Here is a 16,704-nt window from a genome sequence, read left to right as displayed (position 1 = left end):
GGATCAGCGCGTGGACGAGCATGCGGGTGGGGACCTCGACGTGGTCGGTCTCGGCGCTCACAGTTCTCTCACTCCTTTTGTTCCGACCGGGCGGTGCATGGTGGTCACGGCGCCGAATCCGAGCAGTCCGCGCAGGTAGGGCGTGTGCTCGGTCCGTACGGCCGTGAAGCCGCGCCGCTCGTACAGGGCCCTGGCGCGCGGGTTGGTGTCGATCACGTCCAGTCTGATCTCCCGGCAGTCCTGCTCCGCCGCGACGGCGGCTACTTCCTCGATGAGCAGGCTCCCGACGCCCCGGCCGCGCATGTCCGGATCCACGGCGATGCCGTCCATGACGAGCTGTCCGGGGGCCGGGTGACGTTCGAACAGGGCGAGGAGCAGGAGTCGGTGCAGTCCGCGTACGTGTCCGTACGCGCGCAGTACGGCGCAAGCCGATCCTCCGGTGAGGGCCCTCCCGCCGTGCTGGTAGCCGGCGAGGCCGACTAGCTGCCCGTCCAGGAGTGCGCAGACCGCTCGATCGGCGTTCAGGTGGGCGGCGATGAAGGGCACCGCCTTGCTCGGCGGGTTCAGGGCGGGACCGAGTTTGCGGCCGAAGGCGTCCCAGTACAGCTCGGCCGCCCGCCGCTCGGCTCCAGCCGGAACACCCCGTCGTACTGTCACCGGTCCGGCCCCGGGGCCTGTCGCGTCCAGTCCCATGCTGTGCTCCCTTTCTCCTCGAAACCTCGACCTGAATCTATCAAATTCGCAGTGATCGTTCTGTCAATGATAGTTTAGGTGCCCACTCAAACTCGAACAGAGGCAGCCATCCCATGTGTCCAAAGACCCAGCCCCGACGGCACGGGCTCCGCATCGCCGTGTGGTCACTCGTCACGGTCCTGATCGTGGCCGCCGGCCTCGTCGGTGTGGTGCTGTGGCAGAACTCCTACGACATGGACGAGCAGCGGGTCACGATCCGCCACGGCGGCCACACCCTCAACGGCGTACTGGCCATCCCCAGGGACGGCCTCAAGCACCACGGCCTGGTCGTGTACGTCCACGGCGACGGCCCCGTCGACGCCACCCACGACGACGGTTACAAGCCCATGTGGGAGGCGAACGCCAAGGCCGGGTACGCCTCCCTGTCCTGGGACAAGCCCGGCGTCGCGGGCGCACCCGGCAACTGGCTCGACCAGTCCATGGACGACCGGGCCAACGAGGCAGCCGCCGCCATCGCCTGGGCCCGCGCCCGCCCGGACATCGACGGCGACCGGATCGGACTCTGGGGCGCCAGCCAGGCGGGCTGGGTCCTGCCGAAGATCGCCGCCAAGACGCCCGTGAGCTTCGTCATCGCCGTCTCGCCCGCCATCAACTGGCTCCAGCAGGGCCGCTACAACCTCCTCGCCGAGCTGCGCGCCGACGGCGCATCAGCAGCCCGCACCAAGGCGGAGACCGCCAAGAGCGACACCACCCTCCGGCTGCTGGAACGCCACGCGACCTTCGAGGAGTACGTCAAGGCGATGCGCGGCGACGCGGACGGCATGACCGCCGACCGCTGGGGCTTCATCTCCAAGAACTACACCGCGGACGCCACACAAGACCTCCGCGCCCTGCGCGGCGTACCGGTGCTGCTGACCCTCGCAGGCCATGACATCAACGTGGACACCGCCGACACGGAGCGCACCTACCACAAGGTGCTGGACGCAGGCGGCGCTTTGACGGTCAAGCATTACCCGGACGCGACCCATTCACTGCTCAAGCAGTCCGTTGAGCAGTCGGACCTCAAGATCACGCTCACCGCGCTCTTCTCCCCACACTCGCTCTTCGCGGACGGATTCCTGGACAGCCAACGACAGTTCCTCAAGGAACTCGGCCGCGTCAGCCACGCCACCCCATGACACTCCCGCAAGCTCGGCCATGGCGCATGGTGCACGTTCACGTGTACCGCCCGGTGCGCTTTGAAGCGAACGCCGACAACTGGGCGAGCTACCGCCCGACACCCCTGCCCACCGTCGATGCCTACGTCCAAACCTGCGGCACCCGCCGCAGCACCAAGGGACAAGCCCCGTGACCACGAAGAGGGCCTCGTCCACCAGGAAGCGGTGGCCGAACTCCGGGTCGTCGCGGTGCGCGTCGAACAGCGCGTTGGCCCGGTATGCCTCGGCCAGTTCGGCGTCGGTGACCGGGCGGGCCAGCCACCGGTAATAGGGCTGTCAGGCCGGCCCCAGCACCCGGCACGTCACCGGCACCCGCACAGGGGCGCTGGGGGGCGGCCAGCACGCGGACGAGCGGGTACATCATTCACGGGTCCTGCGGCCGTGCCGCCGACCTGGCTGTCGCCGCCCAGCACCAGGCCCGCTTCGACACGTACGTCCGCTCGCTCACCACGGGGCCGGCCACAGTTCTGGCCCACCACCACGCCAGTCGATCATCCCAGTCAGAGCCACCTCCTCCTCGCTGATGTCATCCATCCCAGCCCGGCGCAGAAACTCGGTGACGTCCCGAAGCGAGTGGGCCATGCCGAGAATCTCCCCATCCACACGCACCCGACGCCCACCCGATTCATCAGGCGGGTACACGACCACAGGCAGACAGCCGGACATGGGTGTCAGTCAGCGACAGGGTGCAGCGACTCCGCCTCCAGCTCAACATCGACGTCGGGGTGCTCGTAGTTTGCGAGGGCCAGGCCGAGGGCGAAGAACGTCGGCGCCCACTCACCCACGTAAATGCCCCAGTGATCCGCACGAGCCACCCCAAGGCGCTCGACCGTTATCGACCCGAACCACGAGGCGACGGAAAGGCCGATCGCGAGGAAGCCGGCGCAGTAAGCGTGCTCGGACTTCAGGCCCTTTTTGTGCAGCATCTTGACGATCATGGCTCTCCAAAGGGGAGTGAGGTCAGTGCTCCTTCCACCGTCGCGCAGCAGCCCACCCGCCGCATCTGGGGGACATGGTGAAGCCCCAGCCAGAGGACTGGGGCTTCACCATGCAAGCTCTCAGCGGTACTCGGCCCACGCCATCACCAGCTGGGTGTGCACTTCGTCGAGCCGTTCGCAGTGCGCCCGCACCTGGGCGATCACCGCGTCGAACTCCTGCGGGTCGAGGCACTCCATTACCTCGTCCTGGAACGGCTCCAGGTGGATGTGCGGAACGTTGCGCCGCGGGTCCTCCGAGTACGGGTCGACGTTGATCCGGCCGGCCAGTACTGCGTCGGCAGCGTCCCGTGCTCGGCGTCGAAGATGTCCAGCCGCGGGCCGTCGAAGTGGGCGCCGTGTGACAGATCGTCCAGCCGATTTCGATGCAACTGGCGGAGCCGGAAGACGTTCCCGCTGAGACCCTGCGGGTGGCGCGGGCTGCCTTCCCGGTGGGGACACTTTGTGGCTCTTCAACAGAGCGAGGTCTGAGCAACACCTACGGAGTTGATGGCCGCGGACCCCTTACGGCTTTGCCGATGTCGGATGGCCAATTGGGCCTGAATCGGGCAACGAAGTCGGCGAAGTCCTCGCACAGGTACTGCGGGTCAGAGGGCTTCAGCCGTATCTGCTGGTGATCGCTGTGCACCCACCAGACCTCGAAGTCGGTCACTGTTCCCTCGGCAGGCCAGTCCTCGCTTCGCCGACGAGGCAGAAGCACGACGTCGACGAACCCTCCGACACTGAGGCCAATGTCCACGAAGACACCGATCGCCCCGGGCCTGGGCACTCGGACAACAGTGCCAGTGAAGACGTGACCGAAGCGCAGCTCACCTTGAACTCGCTCCCACTCTGCTTCCGTCACCACTTCCGCATCCTCGCACCTCAGCACTGGCCTGGACAGGAGAGCCCGGTGCGAGCTTCAGCTCGCACCGGGCTCAACATCTGAATTCGCCAACAGGGTCCAATCGGTCGGGGCGGCGGTCTGTGCGGTGCTGACCGGACAGGGCGACGGGTCAGACGTCAGCCCCCACCCGTGCTGTTCGTCCAGCCGTGCCTGCCGCGCACTTGAAGGCGTGGATGGACAGCAGCTGGAAGGCACCACAGTCGTCCCAGGCGTGCGTGCCCTCCCCCGGCGGGCTCACCGCACCGCCAGCACACCTCCCGACCCGCCAGTTCGTGCGCCATCAGCGGACGAGGCTCGGTCGACCGCGACGCCCGCAGCAGCGCCGGGCTAGGCGACCTCGGGGCCAGGAGCGCGGCCGTATGGTCCACCGGGGCGGGCCGGGAGGCGACCTTCTCCAGGACCTCCCACAGCCGCGTGTGCGGGCCGTACTCGCGATCCGTGACCGTCACGTAGCAGGCCTCGGTGATCGCGTCGACCGCCTCCGGGGCGCAGCCGCGCCACATGAAGTGCAGGTCGTCGGTGCTCAGGGCTGGGGTCGGGTCTGCCGGGCCTGGTGCGTCAGGCTCAGGCGAGGCCGGGAGACGGCGGTGCGCGATGGCGGTGGAAGGTCGCTGTGCCGGGCGGCCTGCCCCGTACCCGACTTCGGCCGAGCTCGTCGAGGAGGCCGGCGGACGCTCCGCCACCCTGGCCGAGGCCCACCTGCAGCTGGACAGCACCCGGCGCAGCCTGGAGAGCGTTCCGCTCGCCCCGGCCGCGCTCGGCGAAATCCTCGCGCTGCTCCCGTTCCTCGTCGACCGCACCCGCTGACCCCGCCGCCCCGGGCCCGGCCGCCGGTGCCGTCGCCTGCTCGGGGTCAGCCGGTGAGCCCGGTGATGAACTCCTGCGCGACGGCCACCGGGGCCCGGGGATGGAGCACCTCGGTGCGGTGGACCAGGCGGGGCGCGGAGAGCCGGATGCCGGCCGTGCCCGGCAGTGCGGCGGCGAGGGAGAGGGGCAGGGCCGCCAGTCCGTGACCTGCGGCGACGAGCCTCCACCTTCGACCAGCCTCGCCTGTAGTGACCGATCGGTCGCGGGTAGTGAATACCAGCCCGTGGCCCTGGAGCAGAGTGGTGGCCGATCCACGTGACTGTGCGCGTTATTCGGTCATCAGGAACTCGCCGCCGGTGTAGTCGGTGCTGGGGAGACGTCGAGGCCGATGACGACCTGGAGCGGGAAGAACATGTCACCGAATACGTCGCGGTGCAGGGCATCGGTGCCGGGCGTGGGGTGCACGGTGATCCGGCCGGCTGCCGGGTGGTGTAGGGCCAGGGCCGCGCGGGCGTGGTCGGCGGCATCGAAGGGGTCGAGGACCAGCCGGGCACCAGGGCACGGACAAGCCGCGGACTGCCGAGTACCCGCTCGATCGCCTCCCGGTCGGGTATGACAGTGGCCTGCGGGGCATCGTCACGCCGTATCGCTTGCGACAGCAGGCGACTCGCGTCGCTGGGTAGATCGTCGCCCGGAGTCACGTAGCCCTCGGGCCACCCCCGGTCCGGTACCAGGGCTGCCCGCCTCAGCCGGATGTGCCCCCGCGCCTGCCCGCTGCCCCCTCGCCCGTCCACTTGGCGAAGTCGAGGTCGATGGCGGCCACGTCTCCCCAGACCGGCAGGGACTCCGCCGGGGTTGCGCGGCTTCGCCAATTGGGCTGTTGCCCGACGAGGCGTCAGCTCTCCGTGTGTTCGCTTCCTTGCCCGCGGGCGCGCTGCGCGCGGAGTTCCACGGCGTCGAGGAGCAGGCCGATCGCGGTCTCGAACTGGTCTTCTTCGTCGATTTCCGCGAGATAGGGGGCGACCTGTGCCAGGTTCGGGTACCGCTGTGGCGAGGCCGTCAGGTACTCGCGGCGCCAGGCCAGCCGGTCGCCTTCCTGAGCGGCCTTGTCCAGCATGTTGAAGGAAGCCTCGAAGGCGCTGGCGGCGAGTGCCATTTCGGCCAGGACTCGGTAGTACGAGGCCGCTTCGCGTCCCTGGAGGCCGGCCTGGAGCAGGGCGCCGATGACCACGTCGGCGCTCTGGAACTCCGGCTCGCGCCGCGAGGTGCGGGTCGCGACCAGGACGGCCACGCCCGGGTGATGCAGGCATGCGGCACGGATCCGTCGGGCGAGCGACGCGAGGGTTTCGCGCCAGCTTTCCGACGGTGCGAAGTCGTGCAGGGCGTCGCTGACCAGCCGGGCGGCCAGGCCGAGCAGCAGGTCGTCCTTGCCGCGGAAGTGCCGCAGGACGGCTGTGTGGTCGGCGCCCAGATCAGTGCCCAGCCGACGGAAGGTGAGCGCCTGCGGACCGTCCCTCTCGATCACGGCCATTGCGGTGTCCAGGATCAGATCCGGGGTGAGGAAGGATGCCGAACGCCGTGTCCGCCCCGCAGGAGTGGCTCCTGCCGATTTGGTCTTCGCGCGTGTCATGGCTGTCATCTTATCGACGGCGTTGTCAACGGTGGTTCTCCTGCAGGTGGTCGGCCACCGCCCGCAGTGCCGTGATGGACTCCGCGTCACGTGAGGGGTCGTCCGCCGTCGGCCAGGCGCTGGTCTTGACGATCACCACGTCGGCGTCCGGGTCCACATACAGGTACTGGCCGTGGATCCCCACCGCGGTGAACGGACGTCGCTCGCCGCCGAGTGTCCACCACTTGTTGCTGTACCCGTAATGCGGGTAGCCGCTGGGGCCCAGCGCGCCGACCTCCAGGTGAGGCACCCCGCGGCCCCGGCTGCGCGTCACCCATTCCTCGGGCAGGATGCGCTGCCCGTTCAGCTCTCCGCCACGGGACATCAGCAGTCCCAGCCGGGCCATGTCGCGGGCGGTGGCATTGAGTGAGCCGCCGGCGATCGCGGTACGCGGATGCTTGCGGGTGAGCCAGTAGTACGCGTCGTGCTCGGCGCCGATGCGGCTCCAGAGGCGCTCCGCGGCGTACTGCGCGAGGGAGCGGCCGATGGCGGACTCCAGCACCCATCCCAGGACCTGGGTGTCGATCGTCGAGTAGGCGAACTGCGTGCCGGCCTCGGTCGAACGCTCGGCTGAGGACACGACCTCGTGCAGCGAACCGCCCCCTGTAGCGGCCTTGGTGAACCGGCTGATCAGACTCTCCCCGACGGTGTAGTCCTCCACCAGGTCACCCACGCCGCTGCTCATGTCGAGCAGATGCTCGATGGTCACGCCCTCGAAGGCGGAGCCCGCCAGCCCCCTGCAGTACGCCGTCACCGGCTCGGTCACATCCTTGATCGCCCCCTCGTCGAGGGCGATCCCGATCAGCATCGACGTCACCGATTTGGATATCGAGAACATCTGGAACCGTACGTCGTCCCCGGCGAAGCACCCCGGATACGACTCGTGGACGATCTCGCCGCCATGCAGCACGACGAAGGAGGTGGTGTTCGTCCGAGTGTGCAGTTCGGCAAGGCTCCGCTCCCGCCCCTCGAAGCCGTAGGTCACTTCCAGGGGGCGCGGTCGCCGGGGCAGGGGGAACACATCCCCGCTGCGGCGGACGTCTTCGGTGGGCATGAGGAGATTCATGTGAGTGAACGTCCACTCATTGACCGGGCGGCCGGTCATCACCTCGTCCTGGTGGCACCACAGCCACACTGCCCCGGCGCCCGCTGCGGCGGCTCCCAGCAGCCACCCACCCGCTTCAATGCGCATTACTAAAGCCCTTTCATCGCATGGACATGCCGAGCTTCGGCACCCTCACCCTGGCTCGCCGATCCATCGGTGTCAACACTGGTGCTAACTCTGGTGTCAGCGTCGGTGTCACCACCGTTGACACACTTTGAGTGAGTGGTCATGATGACGACGGGGTCGTTGGACCCCCTCCCGAACTCCACGAAGGACAGCTCATGACAGCCATCCAAGAAGAGCTGTGCTGCAGGCCCGCCCGGGCGGACGCACGGTGAAGGCGCTCGCGGATCACAGGAACTGTGACCGATGAGCGGCACTGAGCTGCCCACCGCGCGCCGCCTGCTCGGGAAGCTGCCCTTCGTCGACCCGGGCCTGCCCCCGCTGCCCGCGAGAACCGCGTTCCTGACCGGTGCCAGCTCGGGCATCGGCAAGGCGCTGACAGCCGAGCTGTGCGCCCGCGGCTACGACGTGTACCTCACCGCGCGCAGAATCGAGCTCCCGGAAGAACTGCGGGCGCAGTTCACCGCCGCGTTCCCGCAGCGTTCGGTGACCGTGGCCGCCCTCGACGTGACCGAGCACAAGGCCGTGACACGGACGATCGACGACACGGCCCGGCAATTCGACGGACTCGCAATGGTCATCGCCAACGCGGGGGTCGACGTAGGGGGCAACATCAGGGAGGGCCACTTCGAGGCGCACCGCGCGGTGGTCGACGTCAATCTGCTGGGTGCGATGGCGACCATCGACGCGGCCGTCGCACACTTCCGCAGCAAGTTCGGCGGGCAGGTGGTGGGCTTCACCTCCGTCGTGGCCACGGCGGGCCTGCCGGGCGGGACGCCGTACTGCGCCTCCAAGGCAGGGCTCACGAGGTACCTTCAGTCGCTCCGAGGCGAGCTGTGGAACAGCAACATCGCCGTGACCACGGTCGCCCCCGGCTACATCGACACCCCGATCAACGAAGCTCTGGGCGACAAACGACCGTTCCTCATCGACACCCACACGAACGCCCGCAAGATCATGGACCGTATCGAGTCCGGCGCCGTCCACGCGACAGTGCCCCGAGTGCCCTGGGCCGTCGTCGAATACCTGCTGGCCGGGCTTCCGACCCGTCTGCTGCGGAAGGTCAATGCCTGACCGCCCAGGCCCGGGGACCACCGACGCCCCGGTGCCGAGCCGCCATCACCCGGTGACCTGGCCGCGACGGCGACGAGCACCGCTTCACCACCTCGATCGTGAAGACGTCAGGCCGGCGACCGGCCGCCAGCCGCCGGCCTGCGCCGCCAAACGCGTCCGGGTCGAGAATCCCCTCTCTGCCTGGAGGCTCCCTTTGCCGCCACGGCACCCGACCGCCTACCAGTTCCGAGGTCTCTGACGATGCTCCTCTTCCCTCCCGCTCCCGCGCCCGCCTGCCAGGCGACCCTCCGCGCAAGGGGCATTCGGTGAAAACGAACAGCGGCCCCGCGCTGACGTTCGCCGTCGCTGCTGCCCTGATCGCCGGATTCGCGCTCGGCAGCAGCGGCAGTAACGTGATGCCCGTCTTCGTGGACGACTTCGCCGACCGCTTCGACCTGTCCAGCACCAGCGCCGGACTCGTCGCCGCCAGCCAGCTGATGGCGGTCGCGATCGCCACCCTCCTGCTCGCCAACCGCGCCGCCCGCCCCGGACGCGTCCGGATGGCCCGAGGCGGGCTGGCCCTGGCCGCTGCGGGATTCATCGGCGCCGCCATCGCCTTCGACATCCTGACGCTGATCGCGGCCAGCCTGCTGCTCGGCGCCGGACTCGGAGCCGTCTACGCCGCCTCCACCGCCGCCATGGCCGGCGCCGGCGACGACGCCGACAAGACCTCCTCGATCACCATCACCGGCGCGCTGTTCACGAGTGCCCTGCTGCTCCTCGCCGTCCCCGCCGTCAACGAGTCCGCAGGCGGGGGAACCGGCTTCTTCCTGCTGGCCGTGTGTTGCTTGCCTGGCTGGTTCCTGGTGGGTCACCTCCCCGACGGCCCGGGCCCGGCGAGCAGTCCTTCCGCGACCGCCCCCAGCGCAGCCTCCCGGCCGGCCCGTCCCTCAGCCGTGCTGCTGGTCGGCGCGGGCCTCCTGATGGCCGTCACGCAGGGAGTCTGGTCCTACGCCTCCCTCCTGGGGCGCGGCCACACCGGCATGTCTGCCTCTGCGCTCTCCGCCGTCCTGGCCATCTCCAGCGTCGTCGCACTCGCCGGAGCCATAGCCGGACCGCTCGCCGTCAAGCGTTTCGGCCGCCTGCGCTCGATGACCGGGTTCGTCGTCGTCGAAGCGTTCAGCACGGGACTCCTCATCGTCACCCACAGCCCCACCCTGTTCATCGCCACCGCCGTCGTCTGGCAGACGTGCTGGCTGGCCGTCCTGGTACAGATACTCGCCGCCGCCTCGGTCATCGACTCCACCGGACGGTGGGTGGCTGCCCTCAGCGGCGCCGGAGCACTCGGCGCAGGCATCGGCCCCCTGGCCGTCGGCGCGATCATGGACAACATGGGCGTCGGCGTCCTGAGCATCCTCCTCACCGCCGGAACACTCATCGCCGCACTCCCCCTCCTCAAGATGACCGCGTCCAGCGACGCGGCAGCAGACACCACATCCGTCACACCCCACCCGCAGGCCACGCCCATCGCGAGGACGACCAACGAGAAACCAGCCTCACCAGCGGAATGAAACACCCGCCCCACGATGTGTCGGCGGCGGCTGAATCCTGACCGGTGTACCTCAACGGCAAGAAGGGGTGCGCCTGGCGGGCTCTGCCGCCATGTTTCGGGGGTCTCGAAGTCCACTGCCCACCGGCGCTTCGTCATCTGGTCCAGGGCCGGTGTTGGGGCCGGCTGCACGAGGCGGTGCTCGACCGTATCGACGAGTGCGGCCTGCTCGACCTGACCCGCGTGGTCCTGGGCTCCGCCCACGTACGGGCCAAAAGGCGTTCATCGAGGCGATGCGCCGCTACGGGGTCCCCTCGGAGACGCCGACGGACAACGGCAAGCAGTTCACCGGCCGCTAATCCAGGGTGGACGGATCGTGAGGATCGGCAGCAGGGGTGCATTACGGTGGGCACGAGGGCCTTTCGGTTGGTGTAGACGTCGCAATCCACACCGAACCGGAAGGCCCTCACCCGTTCAAGATCCCTCAGCCGATATGCATCACCCGTCCACAACCTCCCGAAAGAACGCGAGCCCCCGCCTAGCCCCGGGCTTCCGTCACGCCCGCACGTTCCTTCTGGGCCAGGGCGGCAAGGTCGGCGTAGCGGACGACCGAGCCGCCCGCGCCCCAGGTGCCGTCGGGCTGTTCATGGATCAGCACCCACACCCGCAGCGCCTCTTGCGGCGGCAGCCCGGCGGCCGCCAGAACGGTCTTCGTGACCTCCTCCACCAGGCCGGCCCGGCGGCTTTCCGAGAGGGCGCCCCCGGGCACGGTGATCTCCGCGAGGAAGCGCGGGGTGTCGTCCTCCGCCGTGACCTGCGCGTCCTCGGGCAACTCGACGAGATAGCTCCAGGTCAGGGAGCGGAAGAACGCGGTGTCGGGCATGCCCTCCCAGCGCAGGACGACAGCGGCCAGGTCACGCTGGACGGTGGCGCGCCCCACCTCGGTGAGGGCCCCTGACGGGACGGTAAGCCGGATCATCGGCATGGTGGCTCCTTCGGTAACGCCGGAGGCGTATAACAATCGTTATATCGAGATCACGCTACGATATGACAGTTGTTATGCGCAAGGAAGGGTGTGTGGGATGACGGAGAGCGGTACGTCGTCGCGCGAGCGGATCGTGGCCGGTGCCGCCGACATGATCAGCCGGCGCGGGCTGAGCGCGATGAGCATCCGGAAGATGGCCGAACACGCCGGGACACCGCTCGGCTCGACGTATCACTTCTTCCCCGAGGGCAAGCAGCAGCTGGCCACGGAAGCAGTCCGGTACGCAGGCAAGTGGGCGGTCCGCGCGTTCCGGGGGGAACCCGGCACAGGCCCGGACGCGGGACTCATGGCGTTCGTCGACGTGTACCGGACGATCCTGGTCGAGAGCGACTTCCACGCAGGCTGCCCCGTCCTGGCGGTCGCCATCGAGGAACCCCGGGCCGACGAGATCCCGCCCGCCCTGGAGGCCGCGGCGGAGGTCCTCGACACATGGGCGGGCCTGCTCGCCACCTCCTTGCGCAACCACGGAGTGGAAGCCGAACAAGCCGCGCAGATCGCGACGCTGGTCGTCGCCGCCATCGAGGGTGCGGTGGCCATGTGCCGGGCCAAGCGCAGCACGGACCCCCTCGACCACACGGCTGCGCAGCTCCACGCGTTGGTCAGCGGCGCGATCAGGGGCTCAGGGTCGTCGTCGATGTGAGCTCGCAGGAGAGATGTGGTGTCGGATCATGTCCCGGTCCTGCCGTCCGTCGTGCTGCGGTGGAGCAGGACGAGCGCAGCGCAGGAGAGTCTTTATGCCGGCAGGCATGGATCTTCGCGTGCTGTCCTCGTTCCTGGCGGTGGTCGAGGAAGGCCACTTCGGGCGAGCCGCTGCGCGGCTGTTCCTGCCTCCGCCGGCCGTCACCCAGCATGTGCGGCGGCCGGAGAACGAACTCGGCACCCGCCTGCTGCACCGCCACCCGTCACGCCCACTCCCGCCGGGAAGAGGCTGGCCCGTCATGCTCGCACCCTGCTCGCCGCAGCCAATGCCGCCCTGGATGAAGTGGCCGAGGCCGCCCGGCACGAACCGACAGCCCCTCGCCCCCTGCCGGTCGGCATCATGGGCCATGGCTCGGCCGAGCTCACCCCCGCCGCCATCAACGCCTACCGCCGCGCCCGCCCCGATGTCCCCGTCGAGCCGCTCCAGCTGGACTTCACCGAGCACGTCAGCGCACTCGTCGAGCACCACGTGGACATCGCCTTCGTACGCCCCGCCCCCGACGATGAGCGGATCACCTGCGACAGCATGATTACCGATCAGCGCATCGTCGCGGTGCCTCAAGCGTCGCCGCTCGCCGACGCACACAGCACAGGTCTCCGGATCCAGGACATCGCCTCACTACCTTTCTTCCGCGCGCCCCGGCACACTCCACACGTCTTCGCCGAACATCTGTACTTCGGCAGGGAGGCACACCGCCGCAGCACAGACTTCGCGGTGACCCCGCAAGAGGTACTCACTCACGTGGTCACCGGCCGGGCGGCAGGCTCGGGGCTGAAGTCCTTCGCGCGCTACTACGCCTGGCCGGGGGCGGTATTCGTGCCCGTCCTTCGACGCCCCGTGGGACAGCACCCACCTCGCCATCCGCACCGACGACACCAATTCCGAGGTCAAATTCTTCCGCGCCCTGGCCGTAGCCCTGGCCCACGCATGGCACCGTTCCTGACCAGTGAGCAGAAATGAGGCTTTAGCCCGTACCTGTCCTTCTCCGGAACCGCTTCCTGCGGCCGTGCTTCTCTCGGGTCTTCGCCTGCACAGATTCCAGGTTCCCGACGCCGCCGGACTGCCCCTGCACTCGTGGGACATGATCCTCCTCGGCCCAACCGGACCCGTCCGCCTTTCCGACTCCGGACCGCCTGGTCCTCGTCGCGCACGGACGCCACGACCCCGGCCGCGCCTCCCGCCCCGACGACGCAGCAGTCCGTGCGGTCCCTGTGGGCCGTCGTGCTCCCGCTCGATGCATGCTTCGTCCTGTACGTGCCGTAGGAGCACCCAGCTCTCACCTGAGTACCTGGTACTCACCGACCCGCTGACCGTTGCGTTCGGATTCATCGCTACCGCGGGACAGTTCGTCCAGTGGGTGCGGTGGCAGTGAGCCCGGTCCGCCCGTCCGACCTCGGGAGCAGGATGGGCGGACCCCATGCTCGGCTGGGGACACTGGGCCAGCCGCGGTGAGCGGTGGCAGGAAGGACAGTCGTGGGCCGCCCCTGCCATAGGCGCTATTAGACGATTGGGGCGACGACGCCGACGGTGTTGCAGTCCTTGCGGATCAGGAACGGCAGCCCCTGTTCCAGGGCGACGAGCACGGCAACTGTGCCGGCCGTCTTTATGTTGCCGCTCGGCAGACCTTCGCGACGCCGCAGCCACCGTGATCGTCACCCTGCATCATGACACCGTGGGCCTCTGCGAAGAACCCGCAGGCGAGGGTGCCCGTCGTCGCCCTCGGCGAACGATGCCTCGCTCCAGGCGATCGGGCGATCAGCGACGCGGACGGGCTCGTTGCCAGGTGGCGCTCTCCACGAAGAAGTTGTCGAAGCGTTCTTGCGAATCGAGGAGTTCCCGCGGATCGGCCGTGCCCTTGCTGACGCGGTCCAGCAGCCGGAAGTAGTCGAAGCGCTCGACGCCGGGGGTGATGACGATCAGTACGTCGGCGCCCGCGTCGGGTTCGGCGGCGAAGGCGTGCGGCAGTCCTGGCGGCACGAGGAGGAAGTCCCCCTCGTCCGCGGTGATCACACTGTCCCCGGCCAGTGCCTGAAGCCGGCCGCCGAGCACGAAGAAGAGCTCTGCGGACCCGGTGTGGCGGTGAGGCGAGGCTCCGTCGGTGCCCGCGGTCAGGGTCACCCGCTGGGCGCTCACGGCCCCGCCGGTGGTACTCGCGTCGGCAAAGAGCCGCACGGTGCTGTCGGCGCTGCCCAACAGCTCGGCCTCGGCATCCCGGACCAGGATTCCGCCCTGGGCATTGGGAGTGATCAAGGACATACGCCCCTCCAGTCGTCAGAACCGCATCCGGTCCCGGACGCAAGCCGGGACCGCGATCGGCAGAAGTGATTCCATGTCGAATAGTACGACAGCTAACTATCAGCCGTCGAATAAGATGGAGACGTGACGAAGGAAGACGGGACCAAGCAGGGCGTGGCTGCCGAGACGCGCCAAAGCCCCAAGGACGCTGTCGATCAGATCCTCGACCAGTGGCGCAGGGAACGGCCGGACCTGGACCTGTCGGCGGTGGGGGTCTTCGGGCGGCTGGGTCAGCTCTCGCTCCTCCTCACACCCATCCTCGAAGGGGTCTTCGCCCAGCACGGGCTGCGACGGGGTGAGTTCGATGTCCTGGCCGCACTGCGCCGATCCGGACCTCCGTACACCCTGATCCCGTCCGCCCTCGCGAAGACCCTGATGCTCTCCCGTGCCGGCATGACCAACCGCCTGGACCGCCTGGAGGCGGACGGCCTGGTGGAACGCCGCCTCGATCCCACCGACCGCCGCAGTTTCCGTGTCGCACTCACCGACCACGGCCACGAAGTCGTCGACGCCGCGGTCACCGATCACGCCGCCAACGAATCCCGCCTCCTCTCCGCCCTCACCCCCGACGAACGCGAAACCCTCGACCACGCCCTGCGCACCCTGCTCCAGGCGATCGAGTAGGGCCGAGTGACCCTGGTGCGAGGGCACGGCCGGGCGAACGCGGCTGACGGCGAGATGGTGTCGACTGAGTTGAAGTGGCTCTGGTCGCCCTACGGACGGGGCGGCCGAAGGCTGAGTTGACGTTGTCGGACGAGGAGCGGGCCGCTCTTGAGGGGGGTGCGGCGCCGTTCGACACCGCAGGCGTGGGCCCTGCGGTGTCGGATTGTCCTGGCCTGCGCCCGGGGTGTCTCGAACAAGGACGTGGCCGCTCAGCTCGGGTCCACGCCCCATGCGGTGGGCCGTTGGCGGGCCCGGTTCGTGCAGTATCGAATTGCCGGGCTGGGCGACATGCCGCGTCCGGGTGGCCCGCGGACGGTGACGGATGAGCAGGTGGCGGCGCTGGTCGCCAGAACGCTGGAGTCCACGCCGAAGAACGCAACCCACTGGTCGACGCGTTCGATGGCGAAGGAACTGGGCCTGTCGCAGTCGACCGTGTCGCGGATCTGGCGGGCGTTCGGCCTGCAGCCCCGCACCGCTCGGAGACGTCTCTGCTGTCGACGGATCCGTACTTCATCGACAAGGTCCACGACGTCGTCGGCCTCTACCTGGACCCGCCTGAGAGAGCTTTGGTGTTCTGCGCCGACGAGAAGTCGCAGATCCAGGCCCTGGACCGCTCTCAGCCGGTGCTGCCCGGGGTTCCGCAGCGGACCACCCACGACTACGTACGCGTCGGCACCACCACCCTGTTCGCCGCTCTGGAGGTCGCCACCGGCAGAGTGATCGGCTCCCTGCACCGCCGCCACCGCGCCGAGGAGTTCAAGAAGTTCCTCATCAGGCTCGACAAGGAAGTCCCGGCCGGCCTCGAGGTCCACCTGGTGCTGGACAACTACGCCACCCACAAGACCCCGGCCATCAAGACCTGGCTGCTGGCACACACACGGTTCCACCTGCACTTCACACCCACCGGATCGTCCTGGCTCAACCTGGTGGAGCGATGGTTCGCCGAGCTGACGAGCAAGCAGATACGGCGAGGCGTCCACAGATCTGTCCAGTCCCTGGAGAAGGACATCCGGACCTGGATCGCCGCATGGAACACCGACCCCAGGCCCTACGTCCGGACCAAGACCGCAGACGAGATCCTCGAACGCCTCGCCAGCTATCCGAACAGAATTCCTGACTCAGAAGACCAGAGCGTGTCTCTTTGATGAGCGGTGGAGGTCAAGAAGGAGTGGCAGGCAGGTGGGTCGCTGATGTCTTCTCGGGCAGTATGGAGAGGTTTTCCTCTGTGGCGCCCTGAGCCTGGAGGTAGGCGGGTACAGAACCGTGGTGGCTGCGGATCCACAGGAGCGCGCGACGAAGGTGCCCGGCCGTGACCGGCAGGGTGTTGTGTCCCCGTGGGCCTGACGGCTGTGCGACGGGCAGACCCAGCTCGGTGTTGGAACGCACGAAGTCCGCGACTACCTCTGCCTCGGACGCCCCGAACAGTGTCTGCACAAGGGCGATCACGACACCGGTCCTGTCCTTCCCCGATGCACAGTGGACGAGCACTGGTCCCTTGCCCTCGGTACGCAGGTGTCGTAGCACTGCCAGCACAGCACGTCCGGAATGTTCGGCCATCGACGGGTAGAGCTCCATCTGCTCCTGCGGCCATCGCTGTTCGGTGAACACCGGAACATGCAGGTACCTGATCGCCGCCTCGTGCAAGGAATCCGGCCGGTCGGTGACCTCGGGGCGGCTGCGCAGGTCAACGACCGCCCGCACTCCCAGGCCCTCCAGCTTGTGTGCCCCCTTCGCCGACATCGCGTGCAACGCCCCGGACCGGTAGAGGACACCCGGCGGCAATCCACCGAGTCCGCCGGCGTCCCGGAAGTTTCGCACCCCATCGATACCGGCCTGCGCCGCTGTTCCCACCCCATTGGTCGTCATCGGCTCACTGTACGTTTTCACGTTCAACCGGCTGTTTC

General features: G+C 68.5%; 14 protein-coding genes and 5 pseudogenes. 10 read left to right on the top strand and 9 right to left on the bottom strand.

The features are described from left to right. Positions 1–57: 57 nt before the first annotated feature. Entirely contained in the window at positions 58–693 is a 636-nt protein-coding gene (locus EES42_RS36585; RefSeq protein WP_124722499.1) for a GNAT family N-acetyltransferase, read from the bottom strand. A 113-nt stretch (positions 694–806) separates the two neighbouring features. Between EES42_RS36585 and EES42_RS36580 the strand changes: the two genes are divergently transcribed. Then, positions 807–1,871, top strand: coding sequence for an alpha/beta hydrolase family protein (locus tag EES42_RS36580; protein WP_124722498.1), 1,065 nt, complete (start codon positions 807–809; stop codon positions 1,869–1,871). 710 nt (positions 1,872–2,581) lie between these two features. Here EES42_RS36580 and EES42_RS36565 read toward each other — a convergent pair. Next, complete coding sequence (locus tag EES42_RS36565) at positions 2,582–2,848, bottom strand: hypothetical protein (protein ID WP_124722496.1); 267 nt, start codon at positions 2,846–2,848, stop codon at positions 2,582–2,584. A 1,537-nt stretch (positions 2,849–4,385) separates the two neighbouring features. On the opposite strand from EES42_RS36565, the gene EES42_RS36555 reads away from it, so the two are divergent. Further along, positions 4,386–4,598: a hypothetical protein gene (locus EES42_RS36555; RefSeq protein WP_206433770.1), complete on the top strand. Its 213-nt coding sequence runs from the start codon at positions 4,386–4,388 to the stop codon at positions 4,596–4,598. Between the two features lie 244 nt (positions 4,599–4,842). On the opposite strand, the pseudogene EES42_RS36545 reads toward EES42_RS36555, so the two are convergent. From EES42_RS36545 to EES42_RS36530, 4 genes and pseudogenes are all read right to left on the bottom strand, one after another. Continuing rightward, positions 4,843–5,042, bottom strand: a pseudogene (locus EES42_RS36545) (2OG-Fe(II) oxygenase); the annotation flags it as partial. 101 nt (positions 5,043–5,143) lie between these two features. Beyond that, positions 5,144–5,498: pseudogene (locus tag EES42_RS46795) on the bottom strand (phosphatase); the annotation flags it as partial. Beyond that, positions 5,494–6,228 (bottom strand): TetR/AcrR family transcriptional regulator, encoded by a 735-nt coding sequence (locus EES42_RS36535; protein WP_241196829.1) that lies wholly within the window; start codon positions 6,226–6,228, stop codon positions 5,494–5,496. The gene EES42_RS36535 and the pseudogene EES42_RS46795, both read right to left, overlap by 5 nt. Positions 6,229–6,253: 25 nt before the next feature. After that, positions 6,254–7,459, bottom strand: coding sequence for a serine hydrolase domain-containing protein (locus EES42_RS36530; protein ID WP_124722493.1), 1,206 nt, complete (start codon positions 7,457–7,459; stop codon positions 6,254–6,256). Positions 7,460–7,741: 282 nt separating this feature from the next. Here EES42_RS36530 and EES42_RS36525 point away from each other — a divergent pair, with 282 nt between their 5' ends. The 3 genes and pseudogenes from EES42_RS36525 to EES42_RS45780 all read left to right on the top strand — a co-directional run. Continuing rightward, complete coding sequence (locus EES42_RS36525) at positions 7,742–8,569, top strand: SDR family NAD(P)-dependent oxidoreductase (protein ID WP_124722492.1); 828 nt, start codon at positions 7,742–7,744, stop codon at positions 8,567–8,569. A 305-nt stretch (positions 8,570–8,874) separates the two neighbouring features. Continuing rightward, positions 8,875–10,119, top strand: a complete 1,245-nt coding sequence (locus EES42_RS36520) for an MFS transporter (protein WP_241196828.1) — start codon at positions 8,875–8,877, stop codon at positions 10,117–10,119. 65 nt (positions 10,120–10,184) lie between these two features. Then, positions 10,185–10,407 (top strand): annotated as a pseudogene (locus EES42_RS45780) (transposase); the annotation flags it as partial. Between the two features lie 228 nt (positions 10,408–10,635). On the opposite strand, the gene EES42_RS36510 reads toward EES42_RS45780, so the two are convergent. Continuing rightward, positions 10,636–11,082, bottom strand: a complete 447-nt coding sequence (locus EES42_RS36510) for a tautomerase family protein (protein ID WP_124722491.1) — start codon at positions 11,080–11,082, stop codon at positions 10,636–10,638. Between the two features lie 97 nt (positions 11,083–11,179). Here EES42_RS36510 and EES42_RS36505 point away from each other — a divergent pair, with 97 nt between their 5' ends. The 3 genes and pseudogenes from EES42_RS36505 to EES42_RS36500 all read left to right on the top strand — a co-directional run bounded on the left by EES42_RS36505 (position 11,180) and on the right by EES42_RS36500 (position 12,802). Continuing rightward, the gene (locus EES42_RS36505) at positions 11,180–11,782 is read left to right on the top strand and encodes a TetR/AcrR family transcriptional regulator (RefSeq protein WP_124722490.1); all 603 of its coding nucleotides are present in this window, start codon (positions 11,180–11,182) and stop codon (positions 11,780–11,782) included. A 13-nt stretch (positions 11,783–11,795) separates the two neighbouring features. Beyond that, positions 11,796–12,038, top strand: a pseudogene (locus EES42_RS47700) (LysR family transcriptional regulator); the annotation flags it as partial. 143 nt (positions 12,039–12,181) lie between these two features. After that, positions 12,182–12,802: a LysR substrate-binding domain-containing protein gene (locus EES42_RS36500; protein ID WP_241196827.1), complete on the top strand. Its 621-nt coding sequence runs from the start codon at positions 12,182–12,184 to the stop codon at positions 12,800–12,802. 795 nt (positions 12,803–13,597) lie between these two features. On the opposite strand, the gene EES42_RS36495 is transcribed toward EES42_RS36500, so the two are convergent. Then, positions 13,598–14,098, bottom strand: coding sequence for a cupin domain-containing protein (locus EES42_RS36495; protein ID WP_124722489.1), 501 nt, complete (start codon positions 14,096–14,098; stop codon positions 13,598–13,600). A gap of 123 nt (positions 14,099–14,221) precedes the next feature. Here EES42_RS36495 and EES42_RS36490 point away from each other — a divergent pair, with 123 nt between their 5' ends. Together EES42_RS36490 and EES42_RS36485 are read left to right on the top strand one after the other, a co-directional pair. Continuing rightward, complete coding sequence (locus EES42_RS36490; RefSeq protein ID WP_241196826.1) at positions 14,222–14,761, top strand: MarR family winged helix-turn-helix transcriptional regulator; 540 nt, start codon at positions 14,222–14,224, stop codon at positions 14,759–14,761. Between the two features lie 74 nt (positions 14,762–14,835). Beyond that, a pseudogene (locus EES42_RS36485) lies at positions 14,836–15,945 on the top strand (IS630 family transposase). Positions 15,946–15,958: 13 nt separating this feature from the next. Here the strand turns inward: EES42_RS36485 and EES42_RS36480 are convergent. Next, positions 15,959–16,704: tyrosine-protein phosphatase (locus tag EES42_RS36480; RefSeq protein WP_346775440.1), on the bottom strand; the 746-nt coding region annotated here is incomplete at its 5' end.

This window comes from Streptomyces sp. ADI95-17, assembly GCF_003846175.1.
In the GTDB taxonomy this organism is placed as follows: Bacteria; Actinomycetota; Actinomycetes; order Streptomycetales; family Streptomycetaceae; genus Streptomyces; species Streptomyces sanglieri.
This window is presented reverse-complemented; position numbering and strand designations above follow the sequence as displayed.